The organism is Brasilonema sennae CENA114 (assembly GCF_006968745.1).
Lineage (GTDB): Bacteria > Cyanobacteriota > Cyanobacteriia > Cyanobacteriales > Nostocaceae > Brasilonema > Brasilonema sennae.
In genome coordinates this window covers 6,810,856-6,829,657 of sequence record NZ_CP030118.1, presented here as the reverse complement: position 1 = coordinate 6,829,657, position 18,802 = coordinate 6,810,856, and the positions used below count along the sequence as shown (strand labels likewise).

The following is an 18,802-nucleotide window of genomic DNA, read 5'->3' as shown; positions in this document are numbered from 1 at the left end:
GAGGCTGTGCCAAATTTTCTTACTTCTTCTTTCTTTCTTTCTTTCTTTGTGTCCTTTGCGTCCTTTGCGGTTCGTTCCTCATATAATTGGGCGTATCTCTGGCACTTTACGGGCAAGCTATCATGGAGAATTGGTATCAATTAAATTCAATTTATTCAGACTTTCACGTAGACTAGTTATAGCTAAAAGCGCAGCCTGAAGTTTTGCTTTATCGTCATCTGAAGCTTGCTGGGCTGTGTTGACAAACTGTTCTAGTGCTTGAATCAAGTTTGTCTGGGCTTGCTGGATAGCGCTTGCATCGGCTGTCTGAGGCGTTGCAGGCGCAGTCGGTAAATTGATTGTCTCTATTACTGGGCGATCGCCTGTGGAACTATCACCCACAACTAGCCTAACTGCGGGGTCGCCAATAATGGCATAACTGCGAGCATCGTTGTTGGCTGTCCACATTCCAGACAAATTTATTGGATTGGCGATCGCACCATACTTAATTTCTTCTAATTCTGTACTCAAATCAGACGAAAGTTCAGCATAGCGTTCGTTGAAATACTCGACAGCTGACCCCACAGGATGACCTTCTAGCAGTCGCTTGAGAGTACTTTGAAACACTGCTAACTGTTTACCAGTTTTTTCCCAGACGAAAGAGCAACCCCAAGCGCGTTCTACGTGCCCGATGACTGCCAAAGCACCTCCATTGGGGTGACTGAGGAGTCGTCGGGGTAGAGGAGCAACAAAAGCATGGGGAGCAATTTCTAACCTCTGCGTTGAGCCTTTTCTATGGCCAAATTCATCAAAACGGGGCGTACCAGCACCATAACAAGCAAAGTGAAAAGCAATTAGACCTAGCAAACGAGCATCGTTACCGATATCGTCCGCAGAAAAGTAAAATTCTTCGGGAATTGGTTTATTGCCCCACTGGGCTTTACCAGGCCAGTCCTGACAAAGTAAAGCGCCCTGATGACGTAGTTGCCTTTCATCCCCATGAGGAAAACCCATGCCATGACTGGCAGTGAACAATACAGCAGGTGTTTCCTCTCCTCCTAACAATTTGCTCAACCGCGCCTTTGTGGCTTCTTCTGCTAGTAAGGTTTCTACTGTCCAATTATTCTGTTTTTGGGAACTCACCATCCAATCAGCTAAAGGCTGAATCAATTTTTCAGCACTGAGTTCAGTAGCTGCGTCACCCTGAGTACGGACGCCGAAAAAGGTAGCGCGGCGAGGCAGGTTTAAATTACCAGTTTCAGCCTGGACGACACTACGAGCATACTGAGCATATTCTTGCGGCGTATCGAAGTAAATTCGACCCACTGCATACTGTACGTCGAGTTGATACTGGAAACGATAAGGAATGCTTTCTGGGTCACCAACGATCAGCAGATAATAAGGCATTTTCTCTGGATCAGCAGGGCCGGGGCCAACTCCATGACGCGCCAAAAATTGATTTTTCGACTCACCAGGACGATAACCCTTGGGGCCAGTGTATTCCTGATAATAGTTCTCGTGATTTTTCGTCGCTTGCCTTTGCCGATGTTCTAACAGTTCTTTGAGCGCTTCTTTGATTGCTGGGTCGGCATTATAGGTGAAGATAACTCCCCAACCTGTCTGTGCCAGGTCTTTAGGATCTACTCCTTCTATCGGTGCAAAATCAGGTTCTAAACCTTTGACGTGCAGATCCTTTTTCTTGAGTTCACTAATCTCTACAGGGTCAAACTCTTCACCTTGGGCAATCTTAGAAACCTGTTCAGGTGTCAAAGGAGGTAGCAAATACTCTCCTGAGGCACCGTCAATTCCATTGAAATACAGCTCTTGTGTTAGCTGTTCTACGCTCATATTATGTGTATCCTTATATTTCCAACTTACAGACACTGTTTCATTAACTGCCAAAGGCTGCCGACCACACTGCATGAGCGACTTCCGGTTTATCAATGGCGTTGTGAGCACCTATGAAAAGATCTAGTAGACTCGGAGGGACAACAATATATTTACTACTTTCTAAGTTGTAAATTTTACCTGATTGAAAATTGTAGGATTGTTCCAGGGGTAGCATACCTTTTGGATCGTTAATAATTTCCAAACCATCACCCTGAATCCCATAACAACCAATGCCACCTACGCCGGGATATTCCTTCTGGGTACTCTCACTATTAGGGTCAAAGTCTATATCTTGCTCCCTAAATATTCCGAGTGTTCCCGCCATAGGATAGGCATTCTTGACAGCCTTATCATGCTCAGATTGGGTAGTAACAATCGGCCCTGCAACTTTACCATCACTAATAATGGAGCGGAAGTAACCAGGAAGATTGTTTCTAAAAGGGACATTTGAGCAGAAAGACCACAGTGATAGAGCACCTTGTATTAAGACAAGAGAATTAACTGGACGGACTAATTTGTTATTGTCTTTGGTACCTGCAACGGTAGCTGAGACAAAAATACATCCAAAACTGTGCCCCATCAGATGAAATCTTACAGTATTATCTGTCAGTTGTTGAAGTCTGTTTAACAAATTGAAACCAGTGGTTTGACCGATTTTCCGAGCGAGGTCTTTCATCTTCCAGAAAGATAACAATCTCGGAATGTTCAAAAATGCATCTGTGGCTGATTTCACACTATCCCCAATTCCGAAGCTGACATCTTCGTTTTCTTCTGCAAGGGTAGCTTCATATATACTTTCAGGATCTAGATTTAATGATTCGTTTTCGCTCCACGCATCTGTATCTTCTCCTTCACTACTCAAAGATGCTTCCTTAATCAAAACCTCGTAGGCTTCACGCACCTCTGATGGTAATGTATCGGGTGCTACGTCATACTCTACCGCTGCTGTAAAAATTGTTCTGAGCGCAACTCTTGCAGCTTCAGTATCAGCAATGCTGTGAGCATACTGATTGATTAACTCTTCTTGAGAAGTATCTGTAGTGTCAAAGGACACAATTGTTTTGTCTAGAGACACTGCATTGAGATCTTCATCTCCCCAAGGCTTACTAGGCCAATGTAGACCAATCAACAACGGGCGAAATCCTGGTCGCAACTGTTGCATTTTTTGAATATCAGCCTGGTTTTTAGCCATAGCTGCAATCCATTTGTCGTACTGGTTTTTTGCTGCAGGAATGTCACCTTGCCATCCGTGGCTCATCAAAAAGACATCTGTGATTGGCTCTTTAGACTTTCTTGCGCTAGATAAGATCTCTATTACCTTTTGGCTGATGAACTCTCCATTGTTTTGGCGTTCTTTGCCTTTAGCATCAAGAGCGATGAGATAGTATTTCAAGGAAGTTTCGACTAATGTTTTTTCAATTGCCATAAGTAAATTTTCTTGACCCCGGTTGCATTTTTATTTTGTAACTTTTCTAACTGTTATATAGCAAGATTTTCATAAAGTGAAAAAAATGTGTTTCTTTGATTTGTTGCTAGCACAGACTTTCGCCGCTAGTCAGAGGCTCAGTTCTTGCACATTACCGTATAACTCCGCAAAAATTATACTATAATTTTTGCTTGTGTGAGTTCTTACAACTTTATTATGGAAGCTTTATTTAGCACAACTTCATACGTAGTTAGTATTGTTTTCTTAAAAAAGTTCCCAGTTCTTTTTTGGATTAAAACCAAGAGTATTTCCTAGTAAGTTCATGTTAAGTCATGGTGTTCTTTCTTCCGGAATATAGATGTGGGTGGTGTTTTGAGAACTTCAGAAATTTGAACTTTAGTTGCTCTGATCTAAACTTACTGCCTCAGACTCCGCCACCAAAGTCGGCAAAGTCGGATCTTCAAGTCGGCTCAAGTCGGATTTTGATAAGTAAGTCGGCTGTTGGAGCATTAAGTAACTAAAATTATGATCGCAGCAATGACGGTAACTATTGATTAAACTACATATGTGGGTTTCCAATGCGGTTTTTGATGTGACTGGAGAAAAATATGAATGTATTTGGTATCGGTTTGCCGGAAATGGCTTTAATCTTTGTGGTAGCACTGTTAATCTTTGGTCCGAAAAAGCTACCAGAAGTTGGTCGCAGCTTAGGAAAAGCAATTCGCGGTTTTCAACAAGCTTCTAGCGAGTTTCAAAACGAGTTTCAAAAAGAAGCAGTTGAGTTGCAAGAAGCAGTGAAAACGACTGCTGAACTAGATACCAAGCAAACAACTCAACCAGAAACTAAGCAAATAGAAGCAACTAAGTTGGAGCAAGACACTGCGAGTTCTGCCCAAAAAAGCTAGACAGAAGGCAAAATGACAGAAGCTGTTGCTAAAAAAACTTTGGTCATTCCCCAGCTAATTGTCGGGTTGGGGAACCCAGAACCCAAGTATGATCAAACACGCCACAATATTGGTTTTGCTGCTGTAGACGCGCTATCTCGTTCTTGGAAGATTCCCTTGGCAGAAAATCGCAAGTTTCAAGGCGAATATGGCGAAGGAATTGCACCAAATAGAGATAAAATCCGTTTGTTGAAGCCATTGACTTATATGAATCTTTCAGGACAAGCAATGCAAGCCGTGACAAGCTGGTATAAGCTGCAACCTGAATTGGTTTTAGTTATTTATGATGATATGGATTTGCCTTTGGGAAAAACTCGCCTGCGCTTATCTGGTTCCGCTGGAGGACATAACGGTATGAAAAGCGCGATCGCACACCTTGGGACACAAAACTTTCCTCGTTTACGTATTGGTATTGGTAAACCAAAAAATGCAGCGAGTAACGACGAACATGGTACTGTTTCTCATGTCTTAGGACGATTTTCTGCTGCTGAAAATCAGATGGTTTCTGTTGTACTACAGTTTGTGGGCGAATGCGTAGAACTCAGCCTGAATTCGGGAGTGGAAAAGGCAATGAATATTTGTAACAGCCGCTCTTTTGATAGTTCGCAATCTTAGTCGTGTATTTTTGACATTCCCAGTACTGGAAGAGGTGAGCTTAGCTCACCTATTTCAAAAAGAAGTAGAATTGTTGGGCTGAGTGCGACTGTTCTTGACTTCAAATATTACAAATAATACATGAGTCTCTAACTCACCTGGCGTATTCTATAGTTTTGAAAAATAATTAGATCGTACCCCGGTAGGGGTACGATTCATCTTGTCTAATTTTTGTATCAAGGCTACCGAATCTATTTAAGCTTCTCTAACAAGCGTGAACGTAGTCAAGCAACGTCAGTTCCAATTCGGTTTATCTCATACTTCGCTTGCGTCTTGCAGCTACAGCCTTGCGTTTACGTTTTTCTAATGGTGTTTCAAAGTGTCTGTGAAACTTGACATCAGCTAAGATTCCTGCTTTGGAAACTTGCCGTTTAAATCGACGCAAAGCCGAATCAATTCCTTCATTGTCTCCTAAAAGCACCTGGGTCATTCTTCTTCCTCATGAACAATACTCTGATTGTAGTGCGACTGCAACCGGGAGCGAAACTCCCCTTGACAAAAGTAGGAGAACCGGAAAAGTAGAGGGAATCACCGAAGAAGAAGATTGATGACTAATGACTATCTTGATCGGGCATTTTGATAGAAAGAGCTAATTGATATAATTGACGACGGGGAAAGGAAATTTCTTTTGCTAACTGACGGCTGGCTTGCGATCGCGATATTCCCTGACTCATGATCTTTTGCAACTCTGCTTTGAGTTCTTCTTCTGAAAGTTGCGGTTGAGTAGGTGGTGTTCCTCCCACAACCAAAGTGTATTCACCTTGAGGTTCGCGTTGGCTGTAATGAAGAATTGCTGATTCAATACTTCCCCGCAAAAATTCCTCATACAATTTAGTTAACTCCCGCGCGATGACAATTTGGCGAGTGTTTCCAAAGACTTCTGCTAAATCTTCCAAAGTTTCGCGTAGGCGGTGGGGAGACTCGTAGAAAATGAGTGTGCGAGGTTCTGTTGCTAGGAATTCTAAGTGCGATCGCCTCTGTTGACTTTTAACTGGTAAAAATCCTTCAAAAACAAATTTATCCGTTGGTAATCCAGCTGCACTTAATGCAGTCATTGCTGCATTTGCACCAGGAATTGGCACAACTGTTATCCCAGCCTCAACAGAAACTTTAATGAGTTCATATCCAGGATCAGAAATTCCTGGTATACCTGCATCAGTCACCAGAGCGATCGCTTTCCCGTTACTGAGTTCCTCTAATAACTCTGGAATCCGACTACTACGGTTGTGTTCATGGTAACTTACCTGTGGCGTTCTCACTTGAAAATGTTGTAACAATCTACCAGTGTGGCGTGTATCTTCCGCCGCAATGATATCCACTGTCTGCAAAACTTTCACTGCCCGGAATGTCATATCTTCCAGGTTACCAATAGGTGTGCCGACAACGTAAAGTGTTCCTGGTTTTATATCCATGAATAAATATTATCTTGTGTGTTGAGTGGAGCTTCTGACAATTTTTAATTGTGTGTATTCTATCCAGCGAAAAGCGTACGATAGAAAGAAAAATTTATTGTAGTCACTTTTGAGCAATGGACACGATCAAATACACGCTTAGCGAAAACCAAATACCACAGTCCTGGTACAATATCCAGGCTGATTTACCCACGCCGATGGCACCAGTGTTACACCCTGGTACATATCAGCCAATAACAGCAAAAGACTTAGAACCCCTTTTTCCAGCGGCGCTGATTTCCCAAGAGGTTACCACTGAACGCTGGATTGAAATTCCTGAGGAAGTACAATCAATTTACCGTCAGTGGCGACCAACTCCACTTTACCGCGCCCGACGCCTAGAGGAAGCTCTTGATACCCCTGCTAAAATTTACTATAAGTACGAAGGTGTCAGTCCAGCTGGTAGCCACAAACCCAATACAGCGATTCCACAGGCTTATTACAACAAGCAAGCAGGGGTAAAGCGCCTGATAACAGAAACTGGTGCAGGACAATGGGGTTCTTCGCTGGCAGTTGCTGGTGCTTTTTTTGGCTTAGAAGTCGTGGTTTACATGGTAAAAGTAAGCTATCGACAAAAGCCATATCGTCGCGCTTTTATGGAATCTTTTGGTGCGCGTGTTATAGCTAGCCCCAGTGATGAAACACAAGCAGGGCGAAAGATTCTCCAAGAAAATCCTGATAGCACAGGCAGTTTGGGGATCGCCATTAGTGAAGCGGTAGAAGTGGCAGTTCAAGATGAGCAGACAAAATATTCATTAGGTAGCGTGTTGAATCATGTGCTACATCATCAGACTGTCATCGGTCAAGAAGCGCTGACACAACTGGAGCAAGCAGGTGACTATCCTGATATTATCGTGGGTTGTACAGGTGGCGGTAGTAATTTTGCTGGTATTGCCTTTCCTTTCATGGGTGCAAAGCTGCGCGGTGAGCAAAGTGATATCAAATTTGTGGCAGTTGAACCGGCTGCTTGCCCAACCTTAACTAAGGGCAAATATACATATGACTTTGGCGATACAGCACATCTCACTCCCCTTGTCAAGATGTACACTTTGGGCAGCACCTTTGTTCCCCAAGGCATTCATGCAGGTGGGTTGCGGTATCATGGTATGGCACCTTTGCTCAGTCACGTTGTAGATTTGGGTTTGATTGAAACAAGAGCTTTCACACAACTTGATTGTTTTGCATCTGGTTTAACTTTTGCCCGTAGTGAAGGTATTTTACCTGCCCCTGAAGCTAATCATGCAGTCAAGGGTGCGATTGATGAAGCACTACGCTGCAAGGAAGAAGGAGTGAGTAAGACCATCCTATTCAATTTGTGTGGTCACGGTCACTTCGATATGCAAGCGTACATGGATTATCAGGCAGGATTGTTACGCGATACTGAATATAGTGCTGAAGAAATAGCGATGGCGCTGTCAGGCTTGCCTGTGATTCGTTGAACTATATGAAAAAAAGTGGGTTATTTGTCGGTTTAGTCACTTTAGATTTGATTTACCTTGCCCAATCTCCTCCTCAGAGTAATCAGAAAATAGTCGCTGCTGACTACACTGTTGCTGCAGGTGGTCCAGCAACAAACGCGGCTGTTACTTTCAGTCATTTGGGTAATCAAGCGACAGTCTTGGGCGTAGTAGGTTGTCACCCAATGACGCAGTTGATAAAAGGAGATTTAGCAAATTATAAAGTTGAAATAATTGACCTTGATCCCAACACACAAAACGCGCCACCAGTTTCTTCTATTATTGTCACCCAAGCAACTGGTGAACGCGCAGTCGTTTCCATAAACGCTGTCAAAACTCAAGCAAACCGTGAATCTATTTGGCCAGAAATTTTACAACACGTTGACATTGTTTTAATAGATGGACATCAAATGGCTGTTGGAAGTGAAATTGCCCAAATAGCTAAAGCGAGGAATATCCCAGTTGTTATCGATGGTGGTAGTTGGAAAAACGGCTTTGAGAAAGTCTTACCTTTTGTAGACTACGCTATTTGTTCTGCTAATTTTCATCCGCCCAACTGCGAGACTGAAGATGAGGTTTTTGCTTATCTGAGTGGATTTGGTATTTGTCACATTGCCATCACTCATGGAGAAAAACCGATTCGATATCTCGAAGATGGAAAAGCTGGCGTTATAGATGTACCTGCTGTTCAAGCTGTTGATACACTAGGGGCTGGAGATATTTTCCACGGTGCTTTTTGTCATCACATTTTACAGGAAAGTTTTACCACTGCGTTGCAGCAAGCAGCTCATATGACTTCATTTTCCTGTCAATTTTTTGGCACGCGCCGCTGGATGCATTCTTAGTAGTCGATTGCTGTGCTGATTTTACAATCGCTGAAAAGGCGAGAGTACTCTAGGAAACCGAATCGGAGATTAGAGCATAACAAGCCAATTGACAGTATCTAGACATAAGTGTTGTCCACAACTCCTAAGCGTAAAGCGACGCGTTTATACTGCGTGGCATCGTACGGAGTGCCTGTGTGCATAACTTGCGAGTTGTCCCAAAAAACAATATCGCCCGGTTGCCAAACATGAGCGAAAACTGGTGTGCGATCCAGAACAGTCTCAAATAGTTCTTGCCAAAACTGTTTTGCCGACTCTGGTTTCTCTTCCATACCAACAGGAATCGATGTGTCTGAGCCAAGATATAATCCTTTGTGCCCAGTCACTTTGTGGGTTGATACGATTGGATGCACTTTCATAGGAACATCACTCTCAGACTCACTAAAGACGGGCGACAAATGATACATATTCATTGACTCTAATTGCCGCTGATGTTCTGGTTCAAAGTTGTTGTATGCTTCTATCATGTCGAGAAATTCAGTCGTGTGAGGTTGTCCATCGACTCCTTGAGGTATTTCCACTCCATAAAGCATCACCACATACAGAGCATTCATATCCAGTCCTTCCGTTTTTGGAAGGTGGTCTTTGTCATGATGCCATTGCCAAGCAAACTTGCCCACAATTTCCTGAGTATGTCCTTTGGGATTTCCTAAGATATGTACACCTGGAGAAAGTAAGTTTGGATCGATTTCGGGATCATTGGGTTTAGGCTGCTGACGCCCAAGCCTTGAATAACCAAAAGTCTGTTGGGCAAATTCCTTCAACTGTGATGCAGTAAGATGTTGCTGTCTGACGACGATAACACCGTGTTCCCAAAGAGATTTTTTGAATTCCTGTACCTGTTGATCTGTAAGTTGCATGAGATTGCAACCTTGCAGCACTTCGATACCAAGTCGTTGGTGCTGCTGGACTGTCTTGTATTGCATAGAGTAAATCCTTGCACTTTGTAGTGTCCCCTTTCCATCTTCGCGTCACTTTTAGGCGATGTGCAACTTATTCAGTTACAAAGTAATCAAACTTTAACGCCCTACCCAGCTACAAACCGGGAGATTCACAATGTTTCTAGCCATACAATACCAAAGTATATTGAGGAGCAAAGGCATCACAATATTACTTGATGTCGCGGTGAAGCAGTGCGTTGGGGAGGACAGTGCCGACTTGTAGCAACTGCTGAACCCGGAGGGCAAGAAAAATTGCCGTTAGCGCTACATCTTTACGGCTATAAGCACGGGAGTTTTGCGCTTCTCATTCTATTTGATAAGGGGACAAGGCGATAAATGAAAGACTTAGAAAACATTTTAGAACTAGCTCGTTCCGTGGGTTGGGGAGCAACAGATATACTGAGTTCTTATTACCACCAGACTGACGACAAGCTAGAAGTACAATACAAGCAGAATGAGCCTGTCACTATTGCAGATGTCAATGTCAATAATTACATCCTGGAGAATCTACAAGCTGCTTTAGGCAAAGAGAATTTTGCTTACATTAGCGAAGAAACTTACCAAGGGGAACAAGTTCAGCAAGAATGGGTATGGATAATTGACCCTTTGGATGGTACACGAGACTTCATCGAAAAAACTGGGGAATATGCTATCCACATCGCATTAGTGCAGGGAACACGCCCAGTGCTCGCCGTGGTAGCAGTACCTGAAGCAGAAAAGTTGTACTATGCCATAAAGGGAGGCGGTGCTTTTGTAGAAACCCGCGAACGCAAAACTTTACCACTACAAGTATCCTCACGAGAACGCATTGAGGATTTAACTTTAGTTGTCAGTCGTAGCCACCGTAACGAAAGATTAAATTACCTACTGCAACACCTACCATGTCAAAATCACAAAGCAGTTGGCAGTGTGGGCGGCAAAATTGCTGCAATTGTGGAACAACGAGCAGATATTTATATTTCTCTTTCTGGTAAGTCTGCTCCCAAAGATTGGGATATAGCCGCTCCAGAACTCATTTTAACAGAAGCTGGTGGTGAGTTCACTCATTTTGATGGCACCCCGTTGCAATATAACACTGGTGATGTGAATCAGTGGGGTGGTTTGCTTGCAAGCAACGGGCAGTATCACGAGGTGCTGTGTCGGGAAGCCGAAAAGATTTTAGCGGAGTTTTAAAGTTATTTCTAACCGCAGATGGATGCCGGAGTAGATGGACATAGATAGTTTACCTGTGTTTATCTGTCTCCATCTGCGCTTTTATATTAAAAAAGAAGTTCAACATTATATAGTCAACTTTGAATTGCTATATAATGATGGTTTCCACTATTTATTGTTATCTGGGTCAGCTACTGTATTAGGATTGGAACGTATGAAAAGAGAGCGCCGACCAGCTGTCGTGAATGAACGACTTAGAGAGATCATAGCTCAAGTAGAGGCTAGATCGGATGCGAACCATCTTAAGTTACTTGAACCTTCTCAGCCTGTACAGATATTGCCAAAAACGAGTCGTTCTTGTGGTGAGGATGAGACTCCTAATTGAAACAATTGTAACTAATTTTTGCAAAAGTAACAAATAGATTACAGGTTCGTTTGACGTGGTTTGGTCAAATCCTGGTGATTCGTTATCCCCTTGCCATCATACTATAAAAGGCAAGGGATTATTTTGTGTTGCAAAAATATTTAGTGTAAATTTCAAATTTAAGCGTTTTCATCTGGCACAATGGGCACAATATGTGATGAAATTTTCGGATGCGTTGCTACCCATGACTGTTGCTGTTCACTTAGAAAACGTCCACAAAACTTACAATAACATTCCTGTGGTGAATGACCTCTCATTCACTATCAATGCGGGAGATATGTTTGGTTTACTAGGTCCCAATGGTGCAGGGAAATCTACCACAATTCGGATGTTAACCACATTGACAAAACCAAGCCAGGGGCAGATAGAGGTTTTTGGATATGATGTCGTCAGCCAACCCATACTAGCAAAACAGTGTCTTGGTGTTGTGTTGCAAGCAATTAGTGTAGATGGAGATTTAACAGTATGGGAAAATATGGAGCTGCACGCAAGGCTACATCACATTGCCAATCCTGGGCGACAGCGCCTAATTGATCAATGGCTGGAGTATGTTGAACTCGCACCTAGACGTAATAGCTTAGTAAAAACTCTGTCTGGAGGTATGAAGCGGCGGCTACAGATAGCAAGGGCTTTGTTGCATCAACCGCAAATTCTGTTTCTAGATGAACCAACAGTGGGACTAGATCCTCAAACAAGGCGACGTCTTTGGGAAATTATTCGGGATTTGAATAAGCAAGGGATGACGATGTTGCTTACGACTCATTATATGGATGAAGTCGAGTATTTATGTGACCGCATTGGCATTATGGATGGCGGAAAATTAATATCTCTTGGCACTCTACAAGAGTTACGCTCTACTCATGGTGAGGGTTTAGTCGTCAAGCAAGTAGGAGAACGTTGGGAATATGTTTTTTTCCCAACTTTGGAAGATGCTAACTCATATCTTAATCAACAAGAAAACAAAACTGGCATGATGGTTCGTCCCTCTAACTTGGAAGATATTTTTGTTGAATTAACCGGACGCAAGTTGGACTAATTTTATCCTTTCAAAGTTCGTAGCACGGCTTCTATCCTGACTACGCTGTCCTGTTTACCTTGCTTTTGGTATAAACTCCTCGCTTGTTGAAATGCTGCGATCGCATCTTTTGATTTACCCTGCTTCATTAAGATGTTACCTCGCAACTCATAAACTTGGGGATTTTTGGGATCAAGGCTAACAGCTTGTTCGTATGCCCATTTTACATTGTCTTTCTCTCCCAAACGCAATAGAACTGTCGCTAACCCTATGTAAGCGTTGACGTTACTCCGATTACTTTGAATTGCACGCCGGTAGGCGTCCTTTGCTGCTTTATTGTCTCCTAAATTACCACTGACATAACCCAAAGCATACTGATAATCGCTATTGTTTGGATTTAAGGCAACAGCACGACGGTAAGCTTGTAGTGATGAGGGAAAGTTTCCTAGTTGGGCGTAGAGGTAGCCAATGCCAGAATAAATCGTAGCGTTTTTTGGCTCCAGAGTGGATGCTCTTTGATAAAGAGCGATCGCCCCATTATAATCACCACTATCTACTAGCTTGCGTCCTTCTTGTAAAAGTCCTTTTATCTCTTCGCTACTTTGTTGTTGTGGTAATGCATCCTGAGCTTGAGCAACCAAAGGGATTGTTGCCAGAAAGCTCCCAACTAAAAGAACACTTACTATAAATGATGTTCGTTTGTACACAGTAAATTACCTAAAAGTTCCTGCAACTTTTTTTCCACAATCTCCGTGGCTGATTGTCTATTAAAACAGATTTTTTTGATTTTACAAGATCTCTAAGTTTATATTTACAAAATTTTTACGATAATTTTCTTTTTTTTTTGAGATTACAATAAATTAACAGTTTTTTTCATAAAATCTGCTTTCCAAGTATCTGCTTCGACGTTTAAAAATCCAAGCAGGAATTTGAGCCGATAGTTACCTTTTTGAGGGAAATCTATGATTGTAACCACCACTGATGTCATTCAAGGAGCCGTCATTCAGTCATATTTAGGCATTGTGACGGCGGAAGTTGTCTACGGTAGTAATTTCTTACGAGATTTTTTTGCTAGCATCCGGGATGTTGTTGGCGGGCGCACAGGTAGCTACGAACGCCTCTTTGAGGAAGGTCAACGCAAGGCTATACAAGAATTAGAGCAACGGGCATTACGTCTAGGGGCAGATGCTGTTGTTGGTATTGAAGTCGATACTGGCACAATCAATGTTGACCAATCAGGTGTTCTCATGCTTATTACTGCTACAGGTACTGCGGTGAAGCTGCGTTAGCTGTTATCAGTCATCAGTTATTGCTTATAATCTGTTCACTGATAACTGATGGCTGTTAACTGTTCACTGATAACTATTTGCAATTTGATGAAAGACATTAATTTATCATTCCCGTGAAATGACTAGAGATAGAATGAAAACATAATGAAGTTATGTTGATTACGATTGTAAACTTCTGTTAATGATTTTCTATAGTTTTTCGTTTTGTCAAAGTATGAGCACTTAAAAAAACATCATTGAAAATCATGATAGTTATGTGACTAAAGATATAGTTGTTAATTATTTCTTGTGATAGAGATAAAAGATTTTTAGAAGTAGTCTAATTTGAACCATCAGCATAAATAGCTAAAAAAAAGTTTACTGGAGTAGTAAGGGATAAATAGTCTATGTCATATACAAATCGAGCCGGTGATCAAGTCATTACCGAGCATACAGTAGTAGATAGAGGAGCTGATTATCACGACCGTGTTCGTTGGGGTCCTATCATTTCTGGTTTGTTGATTGCCCTAGCAACTCAATTGGTTTTAAGTTCTATTTTTGCTGCGATCGGAGCAGGTACCGTTGAAGGTTCAGGTAGACCGAGAACAATTGCTTCAGATGTCACAGGTAATATTGGTATTTGGTCTACTATTGGTTTGTTGATTTCGCTATTTACTGGTGGTTGGGTAATGGCTCGTGCTTGTGGTCCGATGAACCGCAACACAGCTCTTCTCAACGGTGCAATACTTTGGGCAACAACACTAGCAGTTGGCTCTTGGTTACTAGCAAGCGGAGTATCCGGCGCTTTTGGTGTTGCTGCTTCTAATGCTGGTGCTGTGGTTAACCAGGTGCAACAAGGTGGTGCGAATATACCGCAAAACACACCTAACGTAAGTGCTCAACAGGCAAGAGAAATTGCAGCAAATGTACGTTCCGGTTTATGGTGGTTTGTCTTTGGTTCCTTGTTAGGTTTACTCGCTTCAATGATTGGAGCTGCTACTGGAACTCGCAGTCCACGTACTAATCATTACGCGTAAAAACTTGTTTTAAAAACCTGTTTAGACAAATTAATGTCTCAACCTTCTTTACACAGTACCTTTATTAAGGTACTTTTTTTTATTAAGTTGTTCAACATAATTAAATGTAAAATGTCCGCAGCGAGTGCAACCAATACGCGCATAAGATCCCCCCGCCTGCGGCGATCGCCTTCAAAAGGGGGTAAAAGAGGGTTAACTCAGATCTTGCACCATAATTCTCGTCCGCCAAGAAATAAATTTCTACAGCGAGTAGCCCAAGTCCATTGAAATGGACTGAAATTCTTACTCAGTCTTATGCGCGAAGACTTTAGCTATTAGCCTGGGGTTTAAACCCTAGGCGGGTAATGCGACTGGTGCAAGATCTGAGTTAAAAGCCCCCCTTTTTAAGGGGAGCCAGCGCGTTGGGCGGCTCTGCCGACTTGAAGCGTCTGGCGTGGGTTGGGGGGATCTCCTGACATGAACAAGCTAACCAAACCGTATTGCCTACACCCCTGCGCATCTTAAAAATTCAAATATCTAGTTTCTTCAATCCCATTCCGCACTGCGTACAAAACTTGCAATTAGTAGAATTATGATGACCGCAACTGGTACATGAAATATAATCTGGAATCAAAACAGAAGTTGCTACTGTAGTTTCTTGAATAGGTGCTAAATTCCTTGGAACAGAGTAATTGGCAAAGTGCTGGCGTAATAAATCATGCATAAACCGATAGCCGCCCCCTACTCGTTGTAGAAATAGGCGATTGGTGCAGTAGTCAAGAAACTTGGCATAATTCCAAGGAGCGTAACCATTAGCCCAGAGAATTACGCGTAAAACAAAATGTTTGATAGCTGGTGTTCCACTTCTAGGTATTGCAATAAGCAGTCCAATAATTAATCCATACACTAAACTAGAACTTAAGTCTAGCTTCCATCCGAATATTTTTATTCCTAGAATAAGTATTAATGTAGCCAATAAAAAAGTGATCGTTGATATAATAACAGTGTTAATAACTGATTGGCGAATTCCTTGATTAGGAATAGTTTTGTATTCAATTGGTTGCCCATCAATCCCTAAAATCAGCCCTAAAATCAGCCCTAAAATCAGCCCTAAAATCAGCCCATAAATCAGTCCTTCTCTCAACTGCTGAATGCTTTGTATCAGCCCTAAAATTAACCCTAAAATCAGCCCGGAGACCAGCCCGGAGATCAGCCCGATTGAAGACTTTTTTAGAGAAATTTTTATAATCTCAACTGTTTGAATTTCATCTCCAATCAGCCTATAAATCAGCCCATAAATCAGCCCATAAACCAGCCCGGAAATCAGCCCATAAATCAGCCCGGAAATCAGCCCATAAATCAGCCCATAAATCAGCCCATAAATCAGCCCGGAAATCATGAATTTTATAGTTGTTAACCTAAAAATTATCAGATGATTAATTAATTTAATCTTTTCTATTTTCTTTTCTATTAGATCTCCAATCAGCCCAAAAATCAGCCCGGAAATCAGCCCATAAATCAGCCCAAAAATCAGCCCAAAAATCAGCCCGGAAATCAGCCCATCAATCAGCCCTGTAATCACCCCATTAATCAGCACATTAATCAGCCCTGTAATCAGCGCTCCTATAAGTCCCCATGCAATCAAATTATAAACAAATTTTTGAATTTTCTTTTTCAACCAACTCGGTTGAATTCTTTCAATCAAAAACTCAGTTGCACTTTCATCGTTTAACCTTTGTGCCAACCAGCTTAACCAGCGTTTAGTCTTTTCTGGATCAGGTTGTGTCCCTCTATATTTACGTTTCAGCATCCCGCTGACGTAAGCCTCAAATAGATAACTTAGGCGTTCCTGAGAAGACTTTAACTGCTGCCATTTTTCTATTGATAGTTCTTGAGCAGAAAGTACAATAATATTTAATAAAAGTGGTGTTTTAACTAATTTGCTTAACTCTTCATCCTGATTAATACTGTCACACAATTGTAAATTATCTGTGTTTTGTAAATATTGGTTGACTTGCTCTTGAGTAAAAGGGCATAGTTCCAAAGAATTATTTAGTTGAAGTAAAGCTTTATAACGTTGATACTCTTGTATTCGACTGGAAATAACTAAAGGATTGCTCCATCCAGCGTTTATAAAATCATTAATTTTGTCAACACACTTTTCTTGACGTTCTGCCGCTAATTCATCCAACCCATCTAGAAGGGGTAGAACTTCTTGATTTTCTACTAACTGTTTACCAATATCTTTCCGTACACCATATTTTTTTTTAAGCTGGTCTACTAACCAATCTTTAATACTGTTGATATCATTTTTCCAGGAAGATAAACTAAATAACACTGGAATCGGATGTGCTGAGTCATTTTTAGTACGCTTGACTAGTTCCTGAGCTAACTTAAGAAGCATGGTAGTTTTTCCGACACCAGGATTCCCCAAAATCAATAATCTACCTGCAATATCAGGTTGATCATAGATTGCGATTATTTCCGTATTTTTTAAATGAATTTTTGGTGTGGAACCCACCTTTATTTGACTTGCCCAAGGTAATTCAATCTCAGAGGGATTTTGGTCTGTATCTTGGACAATATAAATCCGATTATGGAGAGAGGTTTTTATCCGGCTTTCAACTTCAGTGCTGACTTGTCTTAACAGTATTTGCCGTATATGATTTCTGGTTTTGGGATTCAGTAATTCATTACTAGCTCTTTGTCCAAAGGAAAAATTCCAATTATTGCGAATATCGCCGCCTATACGCCCAGCATTAACGTTCTGGGCATCGATAAACCCACCTGCAAACTGGGAATTGCGTAAGTCATTATTAGAGACTTTTTTAGGGTCTTTGGGGTTTTCTGACTCCGGCATGGCTTGTTTGAATGTTGTTGGTTGTCTGTATTATATTAGGACTTACACATTGACAAAAATCTGATTATGTGAATCAGACTTATTTGCTGCCCTTCCTTCTTTAATTAGCTGCTAGCAAAATCAACTTATGCACTAGTTAGGCGGATTTTCCTTCCCCTACACCCTTACAACGCCAGGTGCCTCAAGTCGGGGAACCCGCCCACGGCACTGGCTCCCCTTACCCCCCTAGTTTTTGTAAATCTATGCCAGAAACTCCTAATAGACAATCTAAATTCAACTTACAAGGCGCTCAATTCGCTGGAGGTCTTGTAAACGCTGATTCAGTGAATGCCCATCAAATCGGTGGTGATATTACCAACTACAACCAAGTTGGACAAACAGAAGCCAACAATTCTGCAGTCAAAACAATTTTAATTTTGGCAGCAAATCCAAAAAACAGTTTGCCCCTGCGATTAGGTGAAGAGGTGCGAGAAATTGACGCTGCATTGCAACGAGCAAAAAAACGAGAATTATTTGACCTAAAACAGCGTTCGGCTGTGCGTGTTCAAGAAGTTTACCAATCGTTATTGGATTTTAAGCCACAAATTGTTCATTTTAGCGGTCATGGTACAGGTGATGATGGTTTGGCGCTGGAGGATGAAACCGGGAATGTGCGATTAGTAGATACACAAGCTTTGGCTAGACTATTCGAGTTATTTGCTTCTCAGATTCAGTGCGTTGTTCTCAACGCTTGTTACTCAGAAGTTCAAGCCCAAGCGATTGTTAAGCATATTCCCTACGTGATTGGAATGAACAAGCAGATTGGTGATCAAGCTGCAATTAAATTTGCAACAGCTTTTTATAAGGCATTGGGTGCTGGAGAATCGGTTGAATTTGCTTATAAGCTTGGGTGCAACGTTATTCAGCTAGAGGGTATTCCAGAATATTTAACTCCTGTGTTAAAGAAGAAATAAGTAGCTCGTTAAAATAAAGTTAACAAGTTTTGGCAGGGAACGCTTAACAGCGCTTTTCATTTGCATAGACTACAAAGGGCGATGGTAGGGGCACAGCATGCTCATACGTGTCAACTTAACGTTTAAGCCTTAATTCCACGTTGGTTTGACCTCACCCCCGTAAAGCTACGCTTCACATCCCCTCTCCTTAGTAAGGAGAGGGGCGGTTTTGGCGCAAGACAAAACCGGGGTGAGGTCGATCGACAATTGTGGACGAGTATAATAACGCTCAAGCCTTGATTCCACGTTGATTTAACCTCACCCCCGTAAAGCTACGCTTAACGTCCCCTCTCCTTAGTAAGGAGAGGGGCGGTTTTGGCGCAAGACAAAACCGGGGTGAGGTAGAGCGACAATTGTGGGCAAGTAGAATAAAACATAATGTAAGGTAATAACAAGAGTTTCAGCTTAAGTTAACACCAATGAGCATGCTGTGCCCCTACAACCAAGCT

General features: G+C 41.9%; 17 protein-coding genes. 10 read left to right on the top strand and 7 right to left on the bottom strand.

Annotated features, from left to right (window positions below; genetic code table 11):
- Positions 1-120: 120 nt before the first annotated feature.
- Positions 121-1,827 (bottom strand): C25 family cysteine peptidase, encoded by a 1,707-nt coding sequence (locus DP114_RS28440; RefSeq protein ID WP_171977721.1) that lies wholly within the window; start codon positions 1,825-1,827, stop codon positions 121-123.
- A 43-nt stretch (positions 1,828-1,870) separates the two neighbouring features.
- On the bottom strand, positions 1,871-3,295 hold the full coding sequence (locus DP114_RS28435) for a hypothetical protein (protein ID WP_171977720.1): 1,425 nt from the start codon (positions 3,293-3,295) through the stop codon (positions 1,871-1,873).
- Positions 3,296-3,903: 608 nt separating this feature from the next.
- Here DP114_RS28435 and DP114_RS28430 point away from each other — a divergent pair.
- Together DP114_RS28430 and pth are read left to right on the top strand one after the other, a co-directional pair.
- The gene (locus tag DP114_RS28430; RefSeq protein ID WP_169263318.1) at positions 3,904-4,200 is read left to right on the top strand and encodes a TatA/E family twin arginine-targeting protein translocase; all 297 of its coding nucleotides are present in this window, start codon (positions 3,904-3,906) and stop codon (positions 4,198-4,200) included.
- Between the two features lie 12 nt (positions 4,201-4,212).
- Complete coding sequence (gene pth / locus DP114_RS28425; RefSeq protein WP_169263319.1) at positions 4,213-4,854, top strand: aminoacyl-tRNA hydrolase; 642 nt, start codon at positions 4,213-4,215, stop codon at positions 4,852-4,854.
- Between the two features lie 289 nt (positions 4,855-5,143).
- Here pth and rpsU read toward each other — a convergent pair whose 3' ends face one another.
- Positions 5,144-5,323, bottom strand: coding sequence for a 30S ribosomal protein S21 (rpsU, locus tag DP114_RS28420; protein ID WP_171977719.1), 180 nt, complete (start codon positions 5,321-5,323; stop codon positions 5,144-5,146).
- 121 nt (positions 5,324-5,444) lie between these two features.
- Positions 5,445-6,305, bottom strand: coding sequence for a 16S rRNA (cytidine(1402)-2'-O)-methyltransferase (rsmI, locus tag DP114_RS28415; protein WP_169263321.1), 861 nt, complete (start codon positions 6,303-6,305; stop codon positions 5,445-5,447).
- Positions 6,306-6,421: 116 nt separating this feature from the next.
- Between rsmI and DP114_RS28410 the strand changes: the two genes are divergently transcribed.
- On the top strand, positions 6,422-7,783 hold the full coding sequence (locus DP114_RS28410) for a TrpB-like pyridoxal phosphate-dependent enzyme (RefSeq protein WP_169263322.1): 1,362 nt from the start codon (positions 6,422-6,424) through the stop codon (positions 7,781-7,783).
- A gap of 5 nt (positions 7,784-7,788) precedes the next feature.
- A complete protein-coding gene (locus DP114_RS28405) occupies positions 7,789-8,646 on the top strand; it encodes a sugar kinase (RefSeq protein ID WP_169263323.1) in 858 nt (285 codons plus the stop codon).
- 98 nt (positions 8,647-8,744) lie between these two features.
- On the opposite strand, the gene DP114_RS28400 is transcribed toward DP114_RS28405, so the two are convergent.
- Positions 8,745-9,611 (bottom strand): TauD/TfdA dioxygenase family protein, encoded by an 867-nt coding sequence (locus tag DP114_RS28400; RefSeq protein ID WP_171977718.1) that lies wholly within the window; start codon positions 9,609-9,611, stop codon positions 8,745-8,747.
- A gap of 351 nt (positions 9,612-9,962) precedes the next feature.
- On the opposite strand from DP114_RS28400, the gene DP114_RS28395 reads away from it, so the two are divergent.
- The 3 genes from DP114_RS28395 (at position 9,963) to DP114_RS28385 (ending at position 12,238) form a co-directional block, all read left to right on the top strand.
- Entirely contained in the window at positions 9,963-10,799 is an 837-nt protein-coding gene (locus DP114_RS28395) for a 3'(2'),5'-bisphosphate nucleotidase CysQ family protein (RefSeq protein ID WP_169263325.1), read from the top strand.
- A gap of 193 nt (positions 10,800-10,992) precedes the next feature.
- Positions 10,993-11,163, top strand: a complete 171-nt coding sequence (locus tag DP114_RS28390) for a hypothetical protein (protein WP_169263326.1) — start codon at positions 10,993-10,995, stop codon at positions 11,161-11,163.
- 223 nt (positions 11,164-11,386) lie between these two features.
- On the top strand, positions 11,387-12,238 hold the full coding sequence (locus tag DP114_RS28385; protein ID WP_171978329.1) for an ABC transporter ATP-binding protein: 852 nt from the start codon (positions 11,387-11,389) through the stop codon (positions 12,236-12,238).
- 2 nt (positions 12,239-12,240) lie between these two features.
- Here DP114_RS28385 and DP114_RS28380 read toward each other — a convergent pair whose 3' ends face one another.
- Positions 12,241-12,924: a tetratricopeptide repeat protein gene (locus DP114_RS28380; protein ID WP_171977717.1), complete on the bottom strand. Its 684-nt coding sequence runs from the start codon at positions 12,922-12,924 to the stop codon at positions 12,241-12,243.
- Between the two features lie 255 nt (positions 12,925-13,179).
- Between DP114_RS28380 and DP114_RS28375 the strand changes: the two genes are divergently transcribed.
- Both DP114_RS28375 and DP114_RS28370 read left to right on the top strand, forming a co-directional pair.
- Positions 13,180-13,506 carry a YbjQ family protein gene (locus DP114_RS28375; protein ID WP_169263327.1) on the top strand — a complete coding sequence of 109 codons (327 nt, stop codon included), beginning with the start codon at positions 13,180-13,182 and terminating at the stop codon, positions 13,504-13,506.
- Between the two features lie 386 nt (positions 13,507-13,892).
- A complete protein-coding gene (locus DP114_RS28370) occupies positions 13,893-14,522 on the top strand; it encodes a hypothetical protein (protein ID WP_171977716.1) in 630 nt (209 codons plus the stop codon).
- Between the two features lie 508 nt (positions 14,523-15,030).
- Here DP114_RS28370 and DP114_RS35975 read toward each other — a convergent pair.
- Positions 15,031-17,361 (bottom strand): NACHT domain-containing protein, encoded by a 2,331-nt coding sequence (locus DP114_RS35975; protein WP_305764688.1) that lies wholly within the window; start codon positions 17,359-17,361, stop codon positions 15,031-15,033.
- Between the two features lie 242 nt (positions 17,362-17,603).
- Between DP114_RS35975 and DP114_RS28355 the strand changes: the two genes are divergently transcribed.
- The gene (locus DP114_RS28355; RefSeq protein WP_246162855.1) at positions 17,604-18,314 is read left to right on the top strand and encodes a CHAT domain-containing protein; all 711 of its coding nucleotides are present in this window, start codon (positions 17,604-17,606) and stop codon (positions 18,312-18,314) included.
- Positions 18,315-18,802: the final 488 nt, after the last annotated feature.